This window comes from Vibrio sp. Isolate32, assembly GCF_022397955.1.
Taxonomy (GTDB): Bacteria; Pseudomonadota; Gammaproteobacteria; order Enterobacterales; family Vibrionaceae; genus Vibrio.
In genome coordinates this window covers 84,698-105,670 of record NZ_JAKEUQ010000006.1, presented here as the reverse complement: position 1 = coordinate 105,670, position 20,973 = coordinate 84,698, and the positions used below count along the sequence as shown (strand labels likewise).

The window sequence follows — 20,973 nt, the reverse complement described above, 5'->3', positions numbered from 1 at the left end:
TGATAAGTTTGCGCAAACGTTAACTATTTGGCGGCGAATCCTCATTGAGGGTAAGGATTTTAGTTGCGGTCATCGGTTTGCTATATATAATGTTCCAAAGCAAAATATTTTGATAAATATCAAAAAAATTGAGAGCGAGTGATAAAACTTGCCCATTATTTGTGTACTGCCTCTAAGGTCGTCACCTTTTTTTATCCACGTGAGCAAGTGGACAAGCGGATGTTTGTTGCTTGTAATCCCTCTAACTACTCGGTGAGCTGTCGTTATTCTTTTTCGCGGTTATCCAATATGTCACAGCCTTATGTAAAGGCCGGGTAGATACATAGAATTTATCGGTTGGAGTAATCGAGCCGAACCCTATTTATTCATTTTGTAGAGGATTGTCATTGTGACAAAAATTATCGTAGTAGGCGGCGGTGCTGGTGGTTTAGAGCTAGCAACTAAGCTAGGCCGAACTTTAGGCCGTAAGAAACGTGCCCAGATCACTCTGGTAGACCGTAAAGCAAGCCACCTATGGAAACCATTACTTCATGAAGTAGCAACTGGCTCACTGGATGAAGGTGTTGATGCACTAAGCTACCGCGCACACGCAAAAAACCATTACTTCGACTTCCAAATGGGCAGCCTGAACGACATCGATCGTGAACGTAAAGTGATTGCACTGAGCGAACTGAAAGATGAGCACGGCGAGCTGTTGATGCCAAGCCGTGAACTTGAATACGATATTCTTGTTATGGCACTGGGTTCAACGTCGAACGACTTCAACACTCCTGGCGTTCGTGATAACTGCATTTTCCTCGATAGCCCAGAACAAGCGCACCGTTTCCGTACTGAAATGAACAACCAGTTCTTAAAACTTCACGCTAAGAACGGTCAAGGTACGGTAGACATCGCGATTGTTGGTGCTGGTGCAACGGGCGTAGAGCTTTCTGCAGAGCTACATAACGCGGTAAAAGAGCTTCGCACTTACGGTTTCGGCGACCTAGATTCCAGCAAGTTGAACGTTAACCTTGTTGAAGCGGGTGAACGTATTCTTCCTGCTCTTCCTCCTCGTATTTCAAGCGCCGCACACTCTGAGCTAACTAAGCTTGGTGTAAACGTTCGTACTAATACTATGGTGACGCAAGCTGATTCTGATGGTCTAACAACCAAAGACGGTGACAAGATCCCTGCTCAAATCATGGTATGGGCAGCAGGTATTAAAGCGCCAGATTTCATGAAAGATATTGGTGGCCTTGAGACTAACCGTATCAACCAATTGGTTGTGAAAAATACGCTGCAAACCACGCTTGACGACAGTATCTTTGCTATCGGTGACTTGGCACAATGTACACAAGCGGATGGTTCATTCGTTCCACCACGTGCACAAGCGGCTCACCAAATGGCAAGCTGTGCATTTAGCAACATCATTGCTAAGTTGAATGGCCGTGACCTGAAAGACTATATCTACAAAGATAAAGGCTCACTGGTTTCACTAAGCCGTTTTTCTACAGTGGGTAGCTTGATGGGTAACCTGACTAAAGGTTCGATGATGGTTGAAGGTCGTATTGCTCGCGTGGTTTACATCTCTTTGTACCGCATGCACCAGATGGCGCTTCACGGCTTGATCAAAACATCACTGATGATGTTGGTTGGTCGTATTAACCGTGTACTTCGTCCAAACTTAAAGCTTCACTAATCAGCTAAGCCTGATAAATAGCTTCATGTTGATAATAAAAAAGAGCTCTTAGGAGCTCTTTTTTGATCGTGTCAGTTAAGTGACATTTACCCAGTTTAGTGTTATTTGCGCTTATCACTGAGCAGCAACGGTTAAGCCGTTGGCGGTAATACTGAGTAAACGATGCCATCTTTCGGCTTTCCGTTAAAGATAAATCGATTCTTGGCGATGGTTTCTCGCTCTGCACCACACCTCTCTATCAGCTTTTGGCTTGGTAGATTTTCGGTATCACAAACGATCTCCAAGCGCGTTAGCTTAAGCTGAGCAAAGCAGAATTCAAACAAGGCTAGCATCGCTTCTTTGGCAATACCTCTCCTTTGAAATTCGTCACCGACCCAATAACCTAAACTTGCCATATTGAAGGTTTGGTAAAGCTCATTGATCGCCACCATTCCGACCAGCTTATCGGTTTTTTGCTCAAAGATACCAAAACCAAACGCATCGGCTTTTACCCAATTGAGGCGAGTTGCCAGAATGAATTTTTCGGCTTCGACGATAGAAAGCTCATCATGACACCAGTCTACCCAAGGTAATAAGCTTGGTGAAGATTTGATCAGTTGAGCAAACTCTTTAGCATCTGAGGGTTCAATGATTTTGAGGCTGAGATTCTGTGTATTGATCTGAAAGTCTGGGCTCATAGGATGCACCAAATAATGTGTAACGGCTAATAAAACGCCCTCATAATGGAGGGCGTATTGAATGCTTAATTCAACTTCAATGCTTTATACCAAGTTCCACTCTCTGTAGGAGTAGTTGAGCTGCTAGTTGAAGACTGATTACATGGCTTATTGAGCGACGCGACGTACTTGAATCACCATGCCAAGAAGCGGGTGGTCTAGGTAATGAGTCTCTGTACTGCGCATGCGACGTTTTTGGTCCATACGGTAGCTCTTAAGGAACTCCTGCACTTCTACGGTCGGAGATATCTCGGTAAGGTTACCCACCTGAACATTGCTCTCTGCACCACTTACTGGCGAGTCTAGTTCGATTTGCTGTTCTTGTAGAGTCACCTCACGAACGCTTGGCGCTTTCAAATCGAGTGTCGTTTCTGCATATAGGTAGTGCTGCACGTAGATTTGAAGTTTGCCATCTAACTCGTAAAGCGGCTTATCAATCGTCTCTTCTTGGAAGCCATCCGGGTTTGATGCAGTCACAGCGCCTTTCTCAGAACCGTCCGCATTAAACTGTTTAGAGAAGTCTTTACCTGCTTGAATGTGGAAAACAGGTGCTGAACTCTTACCTTGGTCACCTTGACGCCAAGCAGTATGCATCAGAACTTCAAAGCCTGCGTGTTTGCGTAGCTTGTCTTTCTGAGGTGTTAACTTGTATTCCGAGTAAGGAAGCATCTGCACGCCTTTCTTCGCTCGGTATTGGGTATCTTGAAATGAACCAACGCGCTCAAGTGAAATCTTTGGCTGTGTGTTTGGCCAAGATTCATTCACTTTCTCTGCATCAACAGCGCGCTTAAAAATGATCACTTCTATATCAAATTGTCTCTGTGCCAAACTTGGCAGTGAGACGAACAATAGTAGCAGTGGGATCAGTCTTTTCATTTTTACTCCGTCTTCCAGCCGAACTACCGGCTGGATAATTTATATGTGCAAGTGGGTTGGGTCTTATGCTGAAGGCAGCAAGTTTTGTCTGAATTCGCCCAATAAATCACTAACAAATTGAATTCGTTTCCGTCTGTCGACCAATGGTATCGTAAACTTGAACTTTGTTGGTCCTTCCATTGAAAACTTTTGCGGTTGAGATTGCAACAGTTTAACAAGGTAGGTTGGGTTTATGTCAGCATCCGGGTAGAATTCTAAGAACCCCCCCTTATCGTGAGCTTCAATTTTTTTAGCCTTGATAGACGCCGCGGCTAATTTTAGCTCTGAAACTGACAACAAGTTTTTGGTTGCATCAGGCAGAAGGCCGAAGCGATCAATCAGCTCGACTTTCAATTCTGCCAATTCGTCGGTATCACTCACACTCGCTATACGTTTGTACGTTGATAAGCGTGTGTTGATGTCTGGGATGTAGTCATCAGGCAATAGCGCAGGCAGACGCATTTCAATCTCAGTTTGCTCACGCAGTAGGTCATCAAGCGATGGCTCTCGACCTTCTTTCAATGCTTCAACTGCTTGTTCAAGCATCTCCATGTACAAGGTGAAACCAACCGATTGAATTTGACCACTCTGTTCATCACCTAACAGTTCACCCGCCCCACGAATCTCTAAGTCATGGGTTGCTAGGGTAAAGCCTGCGCCCAGGTCTTCGAGTGAAGCAATCGCATCCAATCGCTTGATCGCATCTTTGGTCATTGCTTTAGGGTGTGGCGTTAACAAGTAAGCATAAGCTTGGTGGTGAGAACGACCGACACGACCACGTAATTGGTGCAGCTGTGCTAAACCGAGGTTATCGGCTCTGTCCATCAAGATGGTATTGGCCGTTGGGACATCGATACCCGTTTCAATGATGGTTGTACACACCAGTAAGTTAAAGCGCTGGTGGTAGAAGTCATTCATGATGCGTTCTAGTTCACGCTCACGCATCTGGCCATGAGCCACGGTAACGCGCGCTTCTGGAATCAGCTTCTGTAGTGACTCTGCTGTTTTCTCAATCGTGTCCACTTGGTTGTGCAGGAAGTAAACTTGACCACCACGCATTATTTCACGAAGTACCGCTTCTCTTACGATGGCATCATCACTCTCGCGAACAAAAGTCTTTATTGCCAAGCGTCGTGCGGGTGGTGTTGCGATGATAGACAAATCACGCATGCCACTCATTGCCATATTCAGCGTTCTCGGGATTGGTGTCGCGGTAAGCGTTAGGATGTCGACATCCGCGCGCATCGCCTTCACTTTCTCTTTCTGACGCACACCAAACCTGTGTTCTTCATCGACTACTAACAAGCCAAGGTCTTTAAATTTAATATCACTGGAAAGTAGCTTGTGAGTACCAACCAAGATGTCGACTTTACCGTCGGCGACATCTTGCATGATTACTTTCTGCTCTTTAGCTGACTTAAATCGAGACAGTACCTCAATACGAATCGGCAAGTTGGCGAAACGGTCTCGGAAGTTTTCAAAGTGTTGCTGAGCAAGTAGGGTGGTTGGTACTAATACCGCGACTTGTTTACTGTTGTCAGTACAAACGAATGCCGCACGCATCGCCACTTCTGTCTTACCAAAACCAACATCACCACACACCAAACGGTCCATGGCTTTGGCTTGGCACATGTCAGACATAACAGCATTGATGGCCATCGCTTGGTCATCGGTTTCTTCAAATGGGAAACCAGACTTGAAAGTCGCGTATTGGCCACGGTCGAGCACAAATTTGTAGCCAGGTTTTAGCTCACGTTTAGCGTAAACATCAAGTAATTCTGCGGCAACGTCACGGACTTTCTCCGCCGCACGCTTGCGCGCTTTCTGCCAGGCTTCACCACCGAGCTTATGCAGTGGTGCAGAGTCTTCAGCGCCGCCAGAGTAGCGTCCGATGAGATTCAAAGAAGCAACAGGCACGTACAACTTGGCATCGTTTTGATACTCAAGGGTTACGTATTCGGTTTTCATGCCACCGGCTTCGAGTGTCTGCAGGCCGATGTAACGACCAATACCGTGGTCAATGTGAACAACTGGCTGACCCGGTTTAAGTTCCGCAAGGTGACGAATTACGGTGTCGCTATTGACGCTTTTCTTATCTTTCTTACGACGCTGAACAACGCGATCGCCAAGTAAGTCGCTTTCACAGATAAGCGCGATGTTTTGCTCTTCATGGATAAAACCATGTTCCGCAGAGCCAAGGATGAGGCTGAACTTGTCCTTGGCTTTAATTGCGCCATCGAGGTTTTCAACTTCGCTTGGTCGTACTTTAATACCACGAAGCAGTTCACTCAGTGCTTCACGGCGACCTTCTGATTCAACCGAAAATACCACTTTGCCATTGAAGGCCTCTGTGAACTTTCTTAGGTTAGCTAAAGGTTCTTTATTTTGATGCTGAACGCTGAGGTCAGGTAATGACACGACAGGTAAGTTAGTGCGGCCTGCTTTCTCTTCAATCGACTCTAGGCTTAGGCTGACCTGTGGCTTCTGTTTGAAGTGTGCGAATAGTTCGTCTTTCTTCAACCAAAGTTGCTCAGGCGTCAGCAGTGGTCGCAGTGGATCAACGCCACGTTGCTCGTATCTGTGAGCGACATCAGCAAGGAACGAATCAACAGCGGTTTCTACGTCACCAAGAACCAAGAGTTGCGCTTCATCGGCAACATAGTCAAAAAGCGTTTCTGTGTGATCGAAGAACAGTGGTTGCCAATACTCAATACCAGCCGGCCATGTGCCTTTAGATACCTGCATGTAAACCGATTCTGGTTCGCGGCGGGCATCAAACTGTTGGCGCCAACGAATACGGAAGTCTTCAATCGCCGTTTCCGAGGTTGGGAATTCGTGAGCAGGTAACAGGCGGATCTCAGAGATGTCTTCGATAGAACGTTGGTTTTCAGGATCGAAGGTACGAATGGTATCGATCTCATCATCGAAGAAGTCGATACGATAGGGGTCTTTGCTGCCCATCGGGAACAGATCGAGAATCGAACCACGGCTTGCGTATTCACCCGGGCCAAACACTTGGTCAACGTAACGATAGCCCGACTTTTCAAGTTGCAGGCGTAGTTTCTCAAGCGAGTAGAGATCGCCCGTTTTCACCATTAGGGTGTGTTGCAGCAAGAAGTCACGCGGTGATTGACGCTGAAGTAGCGTGCTGATCGGTACGATCGTGATGCCGTCTTTTAATGTCGGTAAGGCATAAAGGCGCGCGATACGATCTGAAATGATCTCTTGGTGCGGCGAAAAGCTGTCGTAAGGCAGTGTTTCCCAGTCTGGGAATAGTGCGACTTCATGTGCCGTAAACTGTTCAATTTCAGATTGCAGCTTAAGTGCCACTTGTGGGTCTGGCACTGCAAGTACAGTATGGCTGTTGTGCTGCTCTGCGAGTTTAGCGATGGCTAGAGCGAGAGACGAACCGACTAGGTTACCGATGTGCTTTTTGTCACCGGCTCCTTTGAGTGTAGGTAGTGTAAAAATAGATTGTTTGGTCATGTTAATTTACTTGTTATCTCGTTCTAGAGAGCGTTGACGCAAAAGTTTCTGTTGTTGATGAAGTGCCGCTTTGATTAGCAGGTCTTGGTCGGTATCGCGAAGATGAGCGTATTTGAAGTTGATTTCGAAACCTGAATCTTTAGGTTGGCTGGCAAACACTTCTGCATAGCAATAAATGGCTGCGGCAGGGTGTTCTAGAAACAGTTTAGCTTTTACCAAACGTCCCGCTTCGATATCTGTTTTTGAAAAACAGGAAAATTGACTCGCACCGAAAGAGTAGGTGTGAGTACGAAACTTCTCTTCATCTTGCTGCGATAACATAAAGCTCAACAACAGGTTTAATTTAGAGTTTTGTGCATCCAATAAACTGGTGACATTCTTCAAGTCGCTGTTTTTCAGTTCAGCGCGAGCACTGTCGGCTAACAGGTCCAATTGGCTAAATTCACTCGCCACAACAAAAGGGGCAGGGATCTCCGATTCGAACTGAATTTGAGAAGGTAAAGTGAAGTTACTTTCCATTGGTTCTATATTAGCGGTAAGGCTGTGGTGAACGGTGAAAAACTCTTGTTCTGTCATGCGTTAGTTCCTTGAAGTGATCTATTGATTATCGCTATGTGGCCGCAGTAATCAAGGTCAGTTAATTGAAACTATCAAATAGTTGTTTGAAATTTGGTGTTTTGACAGGGTTCTGTTTTTCAGGCCTAACTAATTGAGTTAATTCACTCTATATTTTCAATTAACCCCTACACAGTAACAGCAATACCCGTTACATTAACCCGCATCCCTTTTTGATGGTTCAAAGTATGTTTCATCCTATTTCAATGTTTGTTGGCCTGCGTTATTTGAAAGGCCGTTCAGGTGATCGCTTTAGCCGTTTTGTTTCTTATATGTCGACAGCGGGTATCACCATTGGTGTGCTGTCTTTGATTACTGTTTTGTCGGTAATGAATGGATTCGAAGCGCAATTAAAAGACCGAATTCTCGGCGTTCTTCCTCAAGCTGTGGTTTATGAGCCAGGTGGTAAGACGCTACTCTCTGAACAAGCTCCTAGTTTTGCTAAGCAGATTTCGCTTAATGGTCACGTTGAACCGGTTGTTCGCAGTGAGGCGGTGATTCAGAGCCCTGCTCAGCTGTCAGCGGGCCTCTTGATTGGCATCCAACCCAATTCTGATGACCCACTTCAAGACCACCTTATTGCGGGTCGATTATCTTCACTTAAAGCTGGACAATATCAGCTATTTCTCGGTCACACGTTGGCGAGAAACCTAAAGGTATCGATGGGCGACAAGGTTCGTCTAATGGTGACCAGCGCCAGCCAATACACACCACTTGGCCGTATTCCTAGCCAACGTAATTTCACCGTAGCCGGTATCTTTAATACGGGCTCGGATATTGATGCGCAGCTCATGGTAACGGATATTCAAGACGCTGGGCGTTTGATGCGTTACAAGTCAGACACGATTTCAGGCTGGCGACTGTTTTTTGATGACCCGTTTGAAGTCGAGGAGCTATCTAACCAACCTTTACCAGATGGATGGTTGTGGAGCGATTGGCGCGACCAGCGTGGCGAACTGTTCCAAGCGGTTCGTATGGAGAAAAACATGATGGGCCTAATGCTTGGGCTGATCATCGGGGTTGCCGCATTTAATATTATCTCTGCGCTGATTATGGTGGTGATGGAGAAGCAATCTGAGGTTGCGATACTTAAAACCCAAGGCATGACCGATGGCCAAGTTATGGGCATCTTTATGGTTCAGGGGGCAAGTAGTGGTGTGATTGGCGCACTATCCGGCGGCGCACTAGGCGTTGTTCTGGCAATGAACCTTAACCCGATTTTAGAAGCGATGGGTGTTGCTCTATTTTCGTTTGGTGGTCAGTTACCTATTTTGATTAACCCAGTTCAAATCGCCGTTGTTGTGGTACTTGCTATTGCACTTAGCTTGATTGCTACTATTTTCCCTTCTTACCGTGCATCTTCTGTGAAACCTGCTGAGGCCCTTCGTTATGAGTAATTTTCTTCAATGTAATGATATCTGTAAAACGTACCGTGAAGGCTCGTTGGATACTGAAGTCCTCAAAGGGGTAAGCTTTGAGATCGAAAAAGGTGAACTGGTTTCTATCATTGGTACTTCTGGTTCAGGTAAGAGTACGCTCCTACACATATTAGGAGCGCTTGATGATGCTTCTGCGGGGAGCGTGAGCTTTCTTGGTCAAGACTTAGCGTCACTGAGCTCGAATAAGCAGGCTAAGCTTCGCAACCAACACCTTGGTTTTGTGTATCAGTTCCATCACTTGCTATCCGACTTTTCTGCACTAGAAAACGTCGCTATGCCACTGCTGATAGGCGGTGAAAAGCCTGCGAAAGCGAAACAAGAAGCGCAGTTGCTACTTGATAAAGTGGGGTTAAGCCATCGTGTTGATCACCGACCTTCTGAGCTGTCTGGTGGTGAAAGGCAGCGTGTGGCGATTGCCCGTGCATTAGTCAACAAGCCAGCTCTTGTATTAGCGGATGAGCCGACGGGTAACCTTGACCACAATACAGCGCTTTCTATTTATGACTTAATGCGAGAGTTAAACCGGGAATACGATACAGCCTTTTTAGTCGTGACCCATGATGGAGAACTCGCTGCCAAAATGGATCGTCAACTGCACATGCAAGATGGTTTGTTGGTTAACGTAGAAAAAGAGGAGCGCTAAGTGTTTTCTTCTTTATCTCTATTGATAGGCGGCCGCTTCAGCCGTGCTAAACAGCGAGACAAGATGGTGTCTTTCATCTCTTTGTCTTCTACGATTGGTATTGCGGTTGGTGTAGCGGTGATCATTATCGGTCTGTCAGCGATGAATGGTTTTGAGCGTGAACTAGAATCACGCGTTCTATCTGTGATTCCCCATGGTGAGTTTGAAGGGGTTAATGAACCTGTAACTCGCTGGGAACATGTGATAGAGCAGTCGGTCAAAAATGACAAAGTCGTTGCAGCAGCACCTTATGTGAAAATCACAGCGCTGGCTGAAAAGGGCAAAGAACTTAAAGCGATTGAAGTGCGTGGTGTTGACCCACAGCTTGAACCACAGGTATCGAGTCTATCAAGCTTCATTGATAAGCAAGTGTGGAGCGATTTCAAAGCAGGACAGCAGCAGATCATCTTAGGCTCTGGTGTGGCTAATGTGCTTGGTGCGCAAGTCGGTGATTACTTGACCTTAATGATCCCAACAGTCAACGGTTCGGTTAAGGTTCAGGCGCCCAAGCGCGTACGAGTAAAAGTTGCCGGCTTACTGACGCTTAATGGACAAATTGACCATAGCTTAGCGCTCATTCCGATTGGTGATGCTCAAGTGTACGCGAACTTAGGGGAGGCTGTGACGGGTGTCTCTTTGAAAGTGACCGATGTACTGAACGCGAATGAGATTGTCCGAGAGGTCGGTAATCAGCTTGATGTGTATGTTTACCTGCGTAGTTGGCAACAGAAGTTCGGCTTCTTATATCGAGATATTCAATTGGTTCGCACCATTATGTATTTAGTCATGGTGCTGGTGATCGGTGTGGCGTGTTTCAACATTGTCTCGACATTGATGATGGCGGTAAAAGATAGAGCTTCGGAGATCGCAATCTTAAGAACCATGGGCGCTTCCGACGGTTTAGTTAAACGTATCTTTGTTTGGCAGGGCGTGTTCTCTGGTGTATTGGGTAGTTTAGTTGGCAGTACGATAGGTGTTTTGGTGGCACTCAATCTGACCACTCTTATTAAAGGGCTTGAGAAGTTGATCGATCACCAGTTCCTGTCTGGTGATATCTACTTTGTCGACTTCTTGCCATCGCAACTGAATATGATGGATGTCGTTGTGGTATCAGGTACTGCAATTGCTTTAAGTTTGCTGGCGACATGGTACCCAGCATCTCGAGCTGCGAAGTTAAATCCAGCTTCTGTGCTGAGCTCCAAATAACAAATCTACTGTTTCGACAGATACAAAAAAGGATCCCTGGTGGGATCCTTTTTTATTGAATTCAAACTGTATTATCTAAGACTTTCATTACATGCCTATCATCTAATGGCTTATAACTTGTCTGATTTTTATCGCTACCCGTTAAAAGTGGAGAGCGCGTCAGTATAGATTCACTATCTTGCTTGTCGTTTCTTCCAGCTTCTTACTACTGAGTAGCGCCATAAGCCACGAATACCGAAATAACCAATCATTGCTGAAATCACACCACAAATCATACAGCCCAGCAGGAACGGAGGTCCGATGGTGCTCATTTGCTCCAAGATAAAGTCCCAAGATAGTTCGAAGTGAAAGGCTTGCGGCGGAATATGCATAACGAATGCACCTACTTTATAAGCAAAGTAGAACAAGACTGGCATGGTTACGGGGTTACTGATCCAAACGAGAGCGACAGCCAGCGGTAAGTTAACACCGCATACAACGGCTAAGCCTGCAGACATAATCATTTGGCTAGGTAGAGGGACAAACGCCATGAATAACCCAACAGCGAACGCGCCAGCCGCGGAGCGACGATTAAGGCACCATAAGTTGGGGTTGTACAAAACATTGCCAAAAACTTTTAATGCTTTCTGACGCTTGATGAGCTCATGGTCAGGCATAAATCGTTTGATAAACTTTCTTGGCATAGGAGGAAGCTACTCTCTTGTTTAACACTTGGTTCTTGATTTCATTTGCTGCGACAGTTGTGTCAGCCAGCTTCTGGCCTGTGATGCCACATTGGGTCTTGGCACCAATGATGCTGTTATTACTTATTGTATCAATAAAGTATAGCGTTTTCCGGCTTACAAGAGGTCTAGCTACTGCGTTGATACTCGTTGTATGCCTAGGGAATGCGATTGAAATCCAAACAAGTCGCTTATTTCAATCAGGGCAGAATACTACCATAAATGCCTCAGTAGTTAGTCTTTTTAGTAAAAATAGCCATGGTTTTGAAAGCGTAGTAGTAGTTAGATCAATTGACGGTGAAAAATTAATCTTTCCTCAATTGATAAAATTGCGATTGTTTACGCCTTTCAAGCTAACTTTGGGTGATGAAGTATATTTGTCGGTAAGTCTCAAGCCTGTTTTTGGGAAGCTTAATGAAGCGGGTTTTGATTTAGAAATGTACGTGTTTAGCACTGGGGTTACGGCAAATGCGAAATATAGAACGGATACTAAATATAGAATCCACTCTAGCAGCCATCTACGTGCGAGGTGGTTCGATCGCAGTCTTGATAATCTTAGCCAGCTAAAAAATAACGACCTAATTGTCGCTTTGAGTTTCGGCTACCGAGAGCTTATTCCTCCTCAGCGATGGGAGCTGTTAAAAAGCAGCGGCTTGATTCATTTGATGGCGATTTCAGGGCTTCACATTGGTATTGCATTTGGTATCGGTTATCAGGTAGGGAAGTTGGCGCGTTTGTTGTCTCATCAGCTGTTATGGTTTCCGACACTATTTGGTTTAGGCTTCGCTTATTTCTATAGCTGGTTTGCTGGGTTTACCCTGCCGACCCTGAGAGCGCTAGTGATGTGTATTGTGGCGGGTTACTTTCTGTGGCGTGGACAAAGTATCAGCGTGGCACGCTATGTTTTAATCAGCTTGTGTATCGTTCTCGTTATTTGGCCTTTTTCTGCGTTATCCAGTAGTTTCTGGTTATCTTTTGGTGCATTGGGTGCGGTTCTCTACATTGCATTCAATAGTAATCCCTCTTCTTCACAGCCTACCTTTATTGAACGAGTGCTTAAACTCATCAAAATACAGGTCATGCTGACCTTGTTAATTGCTCCGTTTTCGATGTTGTTTTTCAAAGGCGTTAGCTTGATCTCGGTCGGCTACAATTTGCTGCTAATGCCTTGGGTATCAATGGTGACGATACCTTTGCTGTTTTTGTCGATGTTTCTAAGTTTAGTGGCTGAGTCTTTATTTGGGAGCAGCGCCTCAATGGCTCGTTTCTCTGCTCAGTTATGGAAACTGGTTGATTTGTCACTTGAACCATTGGTGTTTAGCTTGCCTTTTTCTGAACAGTTTTGGATTCAGGTGGATCATCACGTAACCGTGTTGCTCGTTTTTCTTATCTTATTCTTCGGTTTTATTGCTCGATACCTCAAACATGGGGCAGCTGCTGTCATCATTTCTGTATTCCTGTTGTGGTGGGAGTTTGGCAAAGTTAAACAGGACCAGTTAACTATTGATGTCTTGGACGTAGGGCATGGCCTGTCTCTCATCTTTGAAAAGAACAACCACGTGGTGGTGTACGATTTAGGCAACGCGTGGCCGGGAGGATCGATGGTCGAGTCACTATTGGTTCCTACTTTATCTCAAAGAGGTATTGATGAAATTCAAGGAGTGATAATTAGCCATTTCGATTCTGATCACGCTGGTGGTTACTCTGCGCTGCTTGAGAGTTATCAACCTGAATGGATCAGAGCTAGCCAAAGTTTGAATCACCAAATGAGCTCAGTCATGCAAGCATGCACGCTAGGTGAGGTATGGGAATGGCAGAGCGTGCAGTTCGAGGTGTTATGGCCGCCACAAATAGTGAATAGAGCGTATAACCCACACTCTTGTGTAATAAGGGTTGTTGAACTAGGTTCGGGCTTTTCGTTGTTGCTCACGGGTGATATTGAACTTGTCAGTGAGTGGTTACTTGCTCGGGAAGGCGAACGGCTAAAAAGCGATGTCATGCTAGTACCTCATCATGGCAGTGACACTTCATCTATTACACCTTTGATAGAAGCCGTTTCACCAAAGTTAGCAATTGCTTCGTTGGCAAAAGGTAATCAATGGGGGATGCCAAGTGAGTCGGTCATTCAACGTTACCTACAAAGTGGAAGTGCTTGGCTTGATACGGGTGGAAGTGGACAAATAACCATCACTATTGACCAAGAAGGTTGGCATTATCATACGATTAGAGAGGAACAAGGACGGCAGTGGTATAGGCAGATGCTTCGTAAGGGAGTAGAATAGATAGATTATTGTGAGAAAATTAAGCGATTTTATGTCAACACAAAAAGATGAAACTACCTGGGTCACATTTAAACGACTTTGGACTTATATTCGACTATATAAGGCTGGCCTTGGTGTTGCGGTTATTGCGCTTATTATAAATGCCGTCTCTGATACCTACATGATTTCTTTGTTAAAGCCACTACTTGATGAAGGCTTTGGTAGTGCAGAATCTGATTTCCTACGCACACTTCCTCTTATTATCTTTGCCATGATGTTCATTCGTGGCGTCAGCGGTTTCGTATCTACCTATTGCTTGAGCTGGGTTTCTGGCAATGTGGTGATGGAAATCCGCCGTAAAATATTCAGTCACTTTATGCACATGCCTGTCTCTTTCTTTGATAAAGAGCAGACGGGTGCGCTGCTGTCACGAATCACCTACGATTCAGAGCAAGTTTCTGCAGCAACCAGTAAAGCACTGGTAAGTATTGTTCGTGAAGGCGCGAGCATCATTGGCTTGCTAACCTTGATGTTCTGGAACAGCTGGCAGTTGTCTTTGGTTCTATTTGCGGTTGCTCCACTGGTAGCTTGGGCAATCAGCATAGTATCGAAGCGATTCAGAAAGATTTCTAAGAACATGCAAACCAGCATGGGTCACGTTGCTTCTTCAGCAGAACAAATGCTGAAAGGGCACAAAGTGGTGCTTACTTACGGCGGTCAGGATTTAGAAAAACATCGCTTTGATAAAGTAAGTAACCAGATGCGTCAACAGAGCATGAAGTTGATCACTGCTCAAGCTGCAGCAAACCCGATCATTCAGATGATCGCATCGGTTGCTATTGTGGTTGTTCTTTTTCTTGCTAGTGTCGATTCAATTAAAGCTGAGTTAACTCCGGGTACGTTTACGGTAGTATTCTCCGCAATGTTTGGTCTGATGCGCCCTCTAAAGTCACTGACCAACGTTACCTCTGAATTCCAACGTGGTATGGCTGCAAGTACGACACTGTTTGGCTTGATGGACTTAGATACTGAGCAGAACAAAGGTACATTGAAGCCAGAAACAGTAGGTGGTGATGTTGCGGTAAAAGACGTGACCTTTACTTACGAAGGCGCTGAGAAGCCTGCATTGGATAATGTATGCTTTAATATACCTAAAGGTAAGACGGTTGCGCTTGTTGGGCGTTCGGGCTCAGGTAAGAGTACTATTGCTAACCTATTTACTCGTTTCTATGACGTAGACTCTGGTTCTATTGAACTGGATGGTCATGATATTCGTGATTACGAACTGAAAAACCTGCGTGAGCACTTTGCTCTGGTTTCTCAAAACGTACACCTATTCAATGACACCGTTGCGAACAATATCGCTTATGCTGCGAAAGATAAGTACTCCCGAGAACAGATCGAACATGCCGCTAAGCTTGCCCATGCGAGTGAATTCATTGAAGGCATGGAAAATGGTATTGATACTGTAGTCGGTGAAAACGGTGCAAGTTTGTCTGGCGGTCAAAGACAACGTATTGCTATCGCACGAGCACTATTGAGAGATGCGCCAGTTCTGATTCTTGATGAGGCGACGTCTGCGCTGGATACTGAGTCAGAAAGAGCGATTCAATCTGCACTAGAAGAGCTACAAAAAGACAAAACGGTACTAGTTATTGCTCACCGATTGTCGACGATCGAACAAGCTGATGAAATCTTGGTGGTTGATGATGGTCAGATTGTGGAAAGAGGCCCTCACGTAGAGCTAATTGCTCAGGACGGCGCCTATGCTCAACTGCATCGAATTCAGTTCAGCGGATAGGATTGGGTCTTTGTTGTGATCGAAAAGATTTGGTTTAACAATCACCCGTTAAAATACCTGCTTTGGCCGCTATTGTGGCCATTGAGTCTGCTGTTCAAAATGATCAGTGGGCAGCGTCGTGATGCTTATCTATCTGGAAAGAAAGAAACCTATCGACCACCTCTACCTGTAATTGTTGTTGGTAACATTACCGCTGGTGGCAACGGTAAAACCCCCGTTGTGATTTGGTTGGTAGAGATGCTTCAAGCCAATGGTTTTAGGCCTGGTGTGGTCTCTCGTGGCTACGGTGCAAAAGCACCGAGTTCCCCTCTGGTTTTGGACGAGAACACGCCCGCTGAACACTCGGGTGATGAACCCCGCTTGATTCGGAAGCGAACGGGTGCACCAGTAGCGGTTGACCCAGTAAGAGCGAATGCGGTAAAGGCTTTATTGAATCAAGGCGTGAATGTCATCATTACTGATGACGGCCTGCAGCATTATGCGCTTGAGCGTGATATTGAAGTCTCAGTTATCGACGGTGTAAGGCGTTTTGGTAACCAGAGTCTGATTCCATTAGGCCCGTTGCGAGAGCCTGTATCGCGTTTGGCTGACGTAGATTTCTTGATTAACAATGGCGGAAAGGCACAAGGGCGAGAGTTTTCAATGTCTTTGGCACCGAGTGAAGCCGTTAATCTAAAGACTGGTCAGAAAAAGCCAGTTTCAGAATTACCAAAGCTGGTGGCTTTTGCTGGAATAGGACACCCGCCACGCTTTTTCAAAACATTAGACGATCTTGATGGTGATGTGGTTTACACACAAGGCTTCGCCGATCATCAGGATTTTGATAAAGATGAACTTCATGCCTTAGCAAAGAAAGGTATGAATATGATTATGACAGAAAAAGACGCTGTAAAATGTGAAGAATATGCTCAAGACAACTGGTGGTATCTTCCAGTTTCTGCGCAGTTCGATGAAGAAGCGCAACAGCAAATTTTAAAAAGAATAAAAGAGGTTATGGAATACTATGGATCACCGTCTGCTTGAGATCGTTGCTTGCCCTGTATGTAAAGGTAAACTAACTTTTGACAAGGATAAGCAAGAGCTTGTTTGTAAAATCGATCGCCTAGCTTACCCAATTAAAGAGGGTATTCCTGTTCTTCTTGAACCTGAAGCTCGTACTCTTTCAATGGACGAGGGCAAGTAATGTCTTACACGGTAGTTATACCAGCAAGATACCAATCGAGCCGTTTGCCAGGTAAGCCTTTGGCTGACATTGGCGGCAAGCCGATGATTCAATGGGTATACGAACAGTCAATGAAAGCGGGGGCTGATAACGTTATTATCGCAACCGATGATGCTCGCGTTGAAAAGGCTGCGAAAGCATTTGGTGCAACTGTGTGTATGACGTCACCGAATCACGAGTCTGGTACTGAACGCCTAGCTGAAGTGATTGAAGTGATGAACATCCCTGACGACCACATTATTGTGAACGTACAAGGGGATGAGCCACTTATTCCACCTGCGATTATTAATCAGGTAGCGAATAACCTAGCAAACAGCACTGCGCCGATGGCTACACTCGGGGTAGAAATCTCGCACGTTGATGAGGTGTTTAACCCCAATGCTGTAAAAGTAGTAACGGATAAAGACGGTTATGCGCTGTACTTTAGCCGTGCAACGATTCCTTGGGATCGTGACGCTTACGCTAATAACGGTACTGCTGCAGAATCTCCGTTGCTTCGTCATGTTGGTATTTACGCTTACCGAGCGGGTTTCATCAATACCTACATCAACTGGGAACCAAGTACCCTAGAGCGTATTGAGTGCCTAGAGCAACTTCGCGTACTTTGGTACGGTGAGAAGATTCACGTAGATGTTGCTGTTGAAGCGCCCGCTGCGGGGGTTGATACTCCAGAAGATTTGGAAGCGGTGCGCGCTATCATCGGTTAGGCTCGTTTGAAGCAATAAATATACTTAGCCTCGCTTGTTCGAGGCTTTTTTGTGCCGATTTACTGCCAGTAGAAAGCCATATTAGTATCAGGTGATTGATATTAGGCCAGTTGCATTGTCGAATGCATTATCATCTTGGAATTATCTGAGATTTACCTCGCTCGACTTCTAATTTTTATCTATAATATGCCGCCTATAAAGTGGTGGCGACTCGCTAGTACAGAATAAAACTTACGACTAAACGTGGAGTAAAAGATGCCTTCTCAAAGCCCAGTGATTACGGTTGATGGACCAAGTGGTGCAGGTAAAGGTACCCTGTGTATGTTACTAGCAGATAAGCTAGGCTTTCATCTTCTAGATTCAGGTGCGATCTATCGCGTATTGGCTTTAGCAGCAATTCATCACGGTGTAGATACTGAATCGGAAGACGCTTTAGTTCCTCTTGCAACTCACTTAGACGTTCAGTTTATTGCTGAAGGCGACCTTGTGAAGGTTATCCTAGAAGGTGAAGATGTGTCGGGTGAACTTCGTAAAGAAGAGACCGGCATGGCGGCTTCAAAAGTTGCTGCATTACCTCGCGTACGTGAAGCACTACTTCGTCGTCAGCGCGCATTTAGCGCAGCGCCAGGTTTAGTGGCTGATGGTCGCGATATGGGAACCGTTGTCTTCCCTGAAGCAGAAGCAAAAATATTTTTAGATGCAAGTGCAGAAGAGCGTGCGACTCGCCGCCTTAAACAGTTGCAACAGAAGGGGTTAGATGTTAAATTTGACGACCTTTTGAGCGAGATCCAAGAGCGAGACGACCGAGATCGTAATCGCCCAGTGGCACCACTTCGCCCTGCAGAGGATGCTCTCGTGCTTGATTCCACCTCAATGAATATTGAGCAGGTAGTAGAAAAAGCACTACACTATATTGAATCGAAACTAGCTGGGTAATTCTGCCCGGCTGGCAAGAACGTTGGTCGCAAGGATGATGACCGGCGAATTTATCAACCCCATGCGGTAGGATACCCATGGACGTTTAATTATTGAAGATTAAATAATGACTGAATCTTTTGCTCAACTCTTTGAAGAGTTTCTAAACGAAACAGAATTCCAACAAGGCAGCATCGTTAAAGGTACTGTAGTAGCTATCGAGAACGGTTTCGTTCTTGTTGACGCTGGTCTTAAGTCTGAATCTGCTATCCCTGCTGAACAGTTCAAGAACGCTGCAGGCGAACTTGAAGTTGAAGTTGGCGCTGAAGTAGACGTAGCTCTAGACGCTGTTGAAGATGGTTTCGGTGAGACTCAACTTTCTCGTGAGAAAGCTAAGCGTCACGAAGCTTGGATCGTTCTTGAGAAAGCTTGCGAAGAAGCTGAAACTGTTGTTGGTATCATCAACGGTAAAGTTAAAGGCGGTTTCACTGTTGAACTAAACGGTATCCGTGCTTTCCTTCCAGGTTCTCTAGTAGACGTACGTCCTATCCGTGACACTGCTCACCTAGAAAACAAAGAGCTAGAGTTCAAAGTAATCAAGCTAGACCAGAAGCGTAACAACGTTGTTGTTTCTCGTCGTGCTGTTATCGAATCTGAAAACAGTGTTGAGCGTGATGAACTTCTTGAGACTCTACAAGAAGGTACTGAAGTTAAAGGTATCGTTAAGAACCTTACTGACTACGGTGCATTCGTTGACCTTGGCGGTGTTGACGGTCTTCTACATATCACAGATATGGCTTGGAAGCGCGTTAAGCACCCATCAGAGATCGTTAACGTTGGTGACGAAATCCTAGTTAAAGTTCTTAAGTTCGATCGTGAGCGCACTCGTGTTTCACTAGGTCTTAAGCAACTAGGCGAAGATCCATGGGTAGCAATCGCTAAGCGTTACCCAGAAGGTCACAAGCTTTCTGGTCGTGTTACTAACCTAACTGACTACGGCTGCTTCGTTGAAATCGAAGAAGGCGTTGAAGGTCTAGTACACGTTTCTGAAATGGATTGGACTAACAAGAACATCCACCCTTCTAAAGTTGTTAATGTTGGCGACGAAGTTGAGGTTATGGTTCTTGATATCGACGAAGAACGTCGTCGTATCTCTCTAGGTCTGAAACAGTGTAAAGCTAACCCATGGCAGTCATTTGCAGAAATGCAAGCTAAGGGCGACAAAGTTACTGGTAAGATCAAGTCTATCACTGACTTTGGTATCTTCATCGGTCTAGAAGGCGGTATCGACGGTCTAGTACACCTATCTGACATTTCTTGGAACGCTGCAGGCGAAGAAGCTGTACGTGAATACAAGAAAGGCGACGAAATCTCTGCTGTTGTTCTCGCAGTAGATGCAGAGCGTGAGCGTATTTCTCTTGGCGTTAAGCAAATGGAAAACGACCCGTTCAACGCATACGTTGCTGACAACAAGAAAGGTGTTCTTGTAAACGGTACTGTTACTGCAGTTGACGCGAAAGGCGCTACTATCGAGCTAATCGAAGGCGTTGAAGGTTACATCCGCGCTTCTGAAGTTTCTCGCGACCGTATCGAAGATGCATCTCTAATCCTAAGCGTTGGCGACAGCGTTGAAGCGAAGTTCACAGGTGTAGACCGCAAGAACCGCGTAATCAACCTATCTATCAAAGCTAAAGATGAAGCTGATGAGCAAGAAGCAATGGCTTCACTGAACAAGTCTGAAGAAGGCGCGTTCGGTAACGCAATGGCAGACGCATTCAAAGCTGCTAAAGGCGAATAATAGCTTCTCGTTAAGAGAATTATAGCTATATAGCCAAGAAAGGAGCCGTAAGGTTCCTTTTTTTTTGCTTATTTTTCCGATAGGTCTATAATTTCTAAAAAGAAAACAAACGAGGGTAACTATGACTAAGTCTGAATTGATTGAAAGACTGTGCGCTGAGCAAACGCATCTTTCTGCAAAAGAAATTGAAGACGCTGTAAAAGATATTTTAGAGCATATGGCTTCAACACTAGAAAGTGGTGATCGAATCGAAATTCGCGGTTTTGGCAGCTTTTCTCTGCATTATCGTGAGCCTCGTGTTGGACGTAACCCAAAGACTGGTGACAAGGTAGAGTTAGAAGGTAAATACGTTCCTCACTTCAAACCAGGCAAAGAGCTACGTGAACGAGTAAACACAGGAATGTAGTCTACTTATCGGAATTATGAAAAGCGGCGTACTATAATGTATGCCGCTTTTTTATGACCATAATATGGTGGTCTGATTAGTAATTTTCCTGCATAATCGTACAGCTAACCAACCAATGAGTGATGAACTATGAAAATTATAAAAATAGTCGCCGTTATCGCACTTTTCCTAATTGCACTGGCTTTAGGCTCTCAAAACCAAACTATCGTGAATTTTAATTACCTGCTAGCACAAGGTGATTTCCACCTCTCCAGCCTATTAGGTATTGTCTTCATTTCTGGCTTTGCTCTTGCTTGGTTAGTCTTTGGTAACATGCACATGCGATCTCAGCTGAAAATTCATCGCTTGAAGAAGCAACTCAATAAGCAATTAAAGCAGGTCGCTGCTGATACTAAAGCTTAAAG

The 20,973-nt window shown here is 45.2% G+C and carries 17 protein-coding genes and 1 pseudogene; 13 read left to right on the top strand and 5 right to left on the bottom strand.

Annotation, left to right across the window (positions count from 1 at the left end):
• Positions 1–388 precede the first annotated feature (388 nt).
• The gene (locus L1D11_RS06605; protein WP_086712215.1) at positions 389–1,678 is read left to right on the top strand and encodes an NAD(P)/FAD-dependent oxidoreductase; all 1,290 of its coding nucleotides are present in this window, start codon (positions 389–391) and stop codon (positions 1,676–1,678) included.
• A gap of 131 nt (positions 1,679–1,809) precedes the next feature.
• Here L1D11_RS06605 and L1D11_RS06600 read toward each other — a convergent pair whose 3' ends face one another.
• From L1D11_RS06600 to L1D11_RS06585, 4 genes are all read right to left on the bottom strand, one after another.
• Positions 1,810–2,355 carry a GNAT family protein gene (locus tag L1D11_RS06600; RefSeq protein WP_239831528.1) on the bottom strand — a complete coding sequence of 182 codons (546 nt, stop codon included), beginning with the start codon at positions 2,353–2,355 and terminating at the stop codon, positions 1,810–1,812.
• A gap of 147 nt (positions 2,356–2,502) precedes the next feature.
• Entirely contained in the window at positions 2,503–3,270 is a 768-nt protein-coding gene (locus L1D11_RS06595; RefSeq protein ID WP_086712213.1) for a peptidoglycan binding protein CsiV, read from the bottom strand.
• 63 nt (positions 3,271–3,333) lie between these two features.
• Entirely contained in the window at positions 3,334–6,795 is a 3,462-nt protein-coding gene (mfd, locus tag L1D11_RS06590) for a transcription-repair coupling factor (protein WP_239831527.1), read from the bottom strand.
• Between the two features lie 6 nt (positions 6,796–6,801).
• Positions 6,802–7,371, bottom strand: coding sequence for a hypothetical protein (locus tag L1D11_RS06585; RefSeq protein WP_048669044.1), 570 nt, complete (start codon positions 7,369–7,371; stop codon positions 6,802–6,804).
• Between the two features lie 227 nt (positions 7,372–7,598).
• Between L1D11_RS06585 and lolC the strand changes: the two genes are divergently transcribed.
• From lolC to lolE, 3 genes are read left to right on the top strand one after another with little or no spacing between them, the layout of a single operon-like run.
• A complete protein-coding gene (lolC, locus tag L1D11_RS06580; RefSeq protein WP_239831526.1) occupies positions 7,599–8,807 on the top strand; it encodes a lipoprotein-releasing ABC transporter permease subunit LolC in 1,209 nt (402 codons plus the stop codon).
• Entirely contained in the window at positions 8,800–9,492 is a 693-nt protein-coding gene (gene lolD, locus L1D11_RS06575) for a lipoprotein-releasing ABC transporter ATP-binding protein LolD (RefSeq protein WP_239831525.1), read from the top strand. The genes lolC and lolD overlap by 8 nt, the downstream gene beginning before the upstream one ends.
• Positions 9,493–10,737: a lipoprotein-releasing ABC transporter permease subunit LolE gene (lolE, locus tag L1D11_RS06570; RefSeq protein WP_239831524.1), complete on the top strand. Its 1,245-nt coding sequence runs from the start codon at positions 9,493–9,495 to the stop codon at positions 10,735–10,737.
• 173 nt (positions 10,738–10,910) lie between these two features.
• On the opposite strand, the gene L1D11_RS06565 is transcribed toward lolE, so the two are convergent.
• Positions 10,911–11,420 carry a DUF2062 domain-containing protein gene (locus tag L1D11_RS06565; protein ID WP_239831523.1) on the bottom strand — a complete coding sequence of 170 codons (510 nt, stop codon included), beginning with the start codon at positions 11,418–11,420 and terminating at the stop codon, positions 10,911–10,913.
• A gap of 17 nt (positions 11,421–11,437) precedes the next feature.
• Here L1D11_RS06565 and L1D11_RS06560 point away from each other — a divergent pair, with 17 nt between their 5' ends.
• The 9 genes and pseudogenes from L1D11_RS06560 (at position 11,438) to L1D11_RS06520 (ending at position 20,971) form a co-directional block, all read left to right on the top strand.
• Positions 11,438–13,741 carry a DNA internalization-related competence protein ComEC/Rec2 gene (locus L1D11_RS06560; RefSeq protein WP_239831522.1) on the top strand — a complete coding sequence of 768 codons (2,304 nt, stop codon included), beginning with the start codon at positions 11,438–11,440 and terminating at the stop codon, positions 13,739–13,741.
• A gap of 31 nt (positions 13,742–13,772) precedes the next feature.
• Positions 13,773–15,521, top strand: coding sequence for a lipid A ABC transporter ATP-binding protein/permease MsbA (gene msbA, locus L1D11_RS06555; RefSeq protein WP_239831521.1), 1,749 nt, complete (start codon positions 13,773–13,775; stop codon positions 15,519–15,521).
• A gap of 15 nt (positions 15,522–15,536) precedes the next feature.
• Positions 15,537–16,544, top strand: coding sequence for a tetraacyldisaccharide 4'-kinase (lpxK, locus tag L1D11_RS06550; RefSeq protein WP_239831520.1), 1,008 nt, complete (start codon positions 15,537–15,539; stop codon positions 16,542–16,544).
• The gene (locus L1D11_RS06545; RefSeq protein WP_004741973.1) at positions 16,525–16,704 is read left to right on the top strand and encodes a Trm112 family protein; all 180 of its coding nucleotides are present in this window, start codon (positions 16,525–16,527) and stop codon (positions 16,702–16,704) included. Before lpxK ends, L1D11_RS06545 begins: the two co-directional genes overlap by 20 nt.
• Positions 16,704–17,450 carry a 3-deoxy-manno-octulosonate cytidylyltransferase gene (gene kdsB, locus L1D11_RS06540; RefSeq protein ID WP_239831519.1) on the top strand — a complete coding sequence of 249 codons (747 nt, stop codon included), beginning with the start codon at positions 16,704–16,706 and terminating at the stop codon, positions 17,448–17,450. Before L1D11_RS06545 ends, kdsB begins: the two co-directional genes overlap by 1 nt.
• A 255-nt stretch (positions 17,451–17,705) precedes the next feature.
• Positions 17,706–18,386 carry a (d)CMP kinase gene (gene cmk, locus L1D11_RS06535; RefSeq protein WP_004741977.1) on the top strand — a complete coding sequence of 227 codons (681 nt, stop codon included), beginning with the start codon at positions 17,706–17,708 and terminating at the stop codon, positions 18,384–18,386.
• Positions 18,387–18,492: 106 nt separating this feature from the next.
• Positions 18,493–20,163, top strand: coding sequence for a 30S ribosomal protein S1 (gene rpsA / locus L1D11_RS06530; RefSeq protein WP_076650986.1), 1,671 nt, complete (start codon positions 18,493–18,495; stop codon positions 20,161–20,163).
• A 118-nt stretch (positions 20,164–20,281) separates the two neighbouring features.
• Positions 20,282–20,569 (top strand): annotated as a pseudogene (ihfB, locus tag L1D11_RS06525) (integration host factor subunit beta); the annotation flags it as partial.
• Between the two features lie 129 nt (positions 20,570–20,698).
• Complete coding sequence (locus tag L1D11_RS06520; protein WP_239831518.1) at positions 20,699–20,971, top strand: lipopolysaccharide assembly protein LapA domain-containing protein; 273 nt, start codon at positions 20,699–20,701, stop codon at positions 20,969–20,971.
• Positions 20,972–20,973: the final 2 nt, after the last annotated feature.

Coding starts and splice junctions, on each gene's coding strand:
- lolD (WP_239831525.1), top strand. CDS start 8,800: ATGAGTAATTTTCTTCAATGTAATGATATCTGTAAAACGTACCGTGAA.
- L1D11_RS06520 (WP_239831518.1), top strand. CDS start 20,699: ATGAAAATTATAAAAATAGTCGCCGTTATCGCACTTTTCCTAATTGCA.
- lolC (WP_239831526.1), top strand. CDS start 7,599: ATGTTTCATCCTATTTCAATGTTTGTTGGCCTGCGTTATTTGAAAGGC.
- L1D11_RS06585 (WP_048669044.1), bottom strand. CDS start 7,371: ATGACAGAACAAGAGTTTTTCACCGTTCACCACAGCCTTACCGCTAAT.
- mfd (WP_239831527.1), bottom strand. CDS start 6,795: ATGACCAAACAATCTATTTTTACACTACCTACACTCAAAGGAGCCGGT.
- L1D11_RS06600 (WP_239831528.1), bottom strand. CDS start 2,355: ATGAGCCCAGACTTTCAGATCAATACACAGAATCTCAGCCTCAAAATC.
- msbA (WP_239831521.1), top strand. CDS start 13,773: ATGTCAACACAAAAAGATGAAACTACCTGGGTCACATTTAAACGACTT.
- rpsA (WP_076650986.1), top strand. CDS start 18,493: ATGACTGAATCTTTTGCTCAACTCTTTGAAGAGTTTCTAAACGAAACA.
- cmk (WP_004741977.1), top strand. CDS start 17,706: ATGCCTTCTCAAAGCCCAGTGATTACGGTTGATGGACCAAGTGGTGCA.
- L1D11_RS06545 (WP_004741973.1), top strand. CDS start 16,525: ATGGATCACCGTCTGCTTGAGATCGTTGCTTGCCCTGTATGTAAAGGT.
- kdsB (WP_239831519.1), top strand. CDS start 16,704: ATGTCTTACACGGTAGTTATACCAGCAAGATACCAATCGAGCCGTTTG.
- L1D11_RS06565 (WP_239831523.1), bottom strand. CDS start 11,420: ATGCCAAGAAAGTTTATCAAACGATTTATGCCTGACCATGAGCTCATC.
- L1D11_RS06595 (WP_086712213.1), bottom strand. CDS start 3,270: ATGAAAAGACTGATCCCACTGCTACTATTGTTCGTCTCACTGCCAAGT.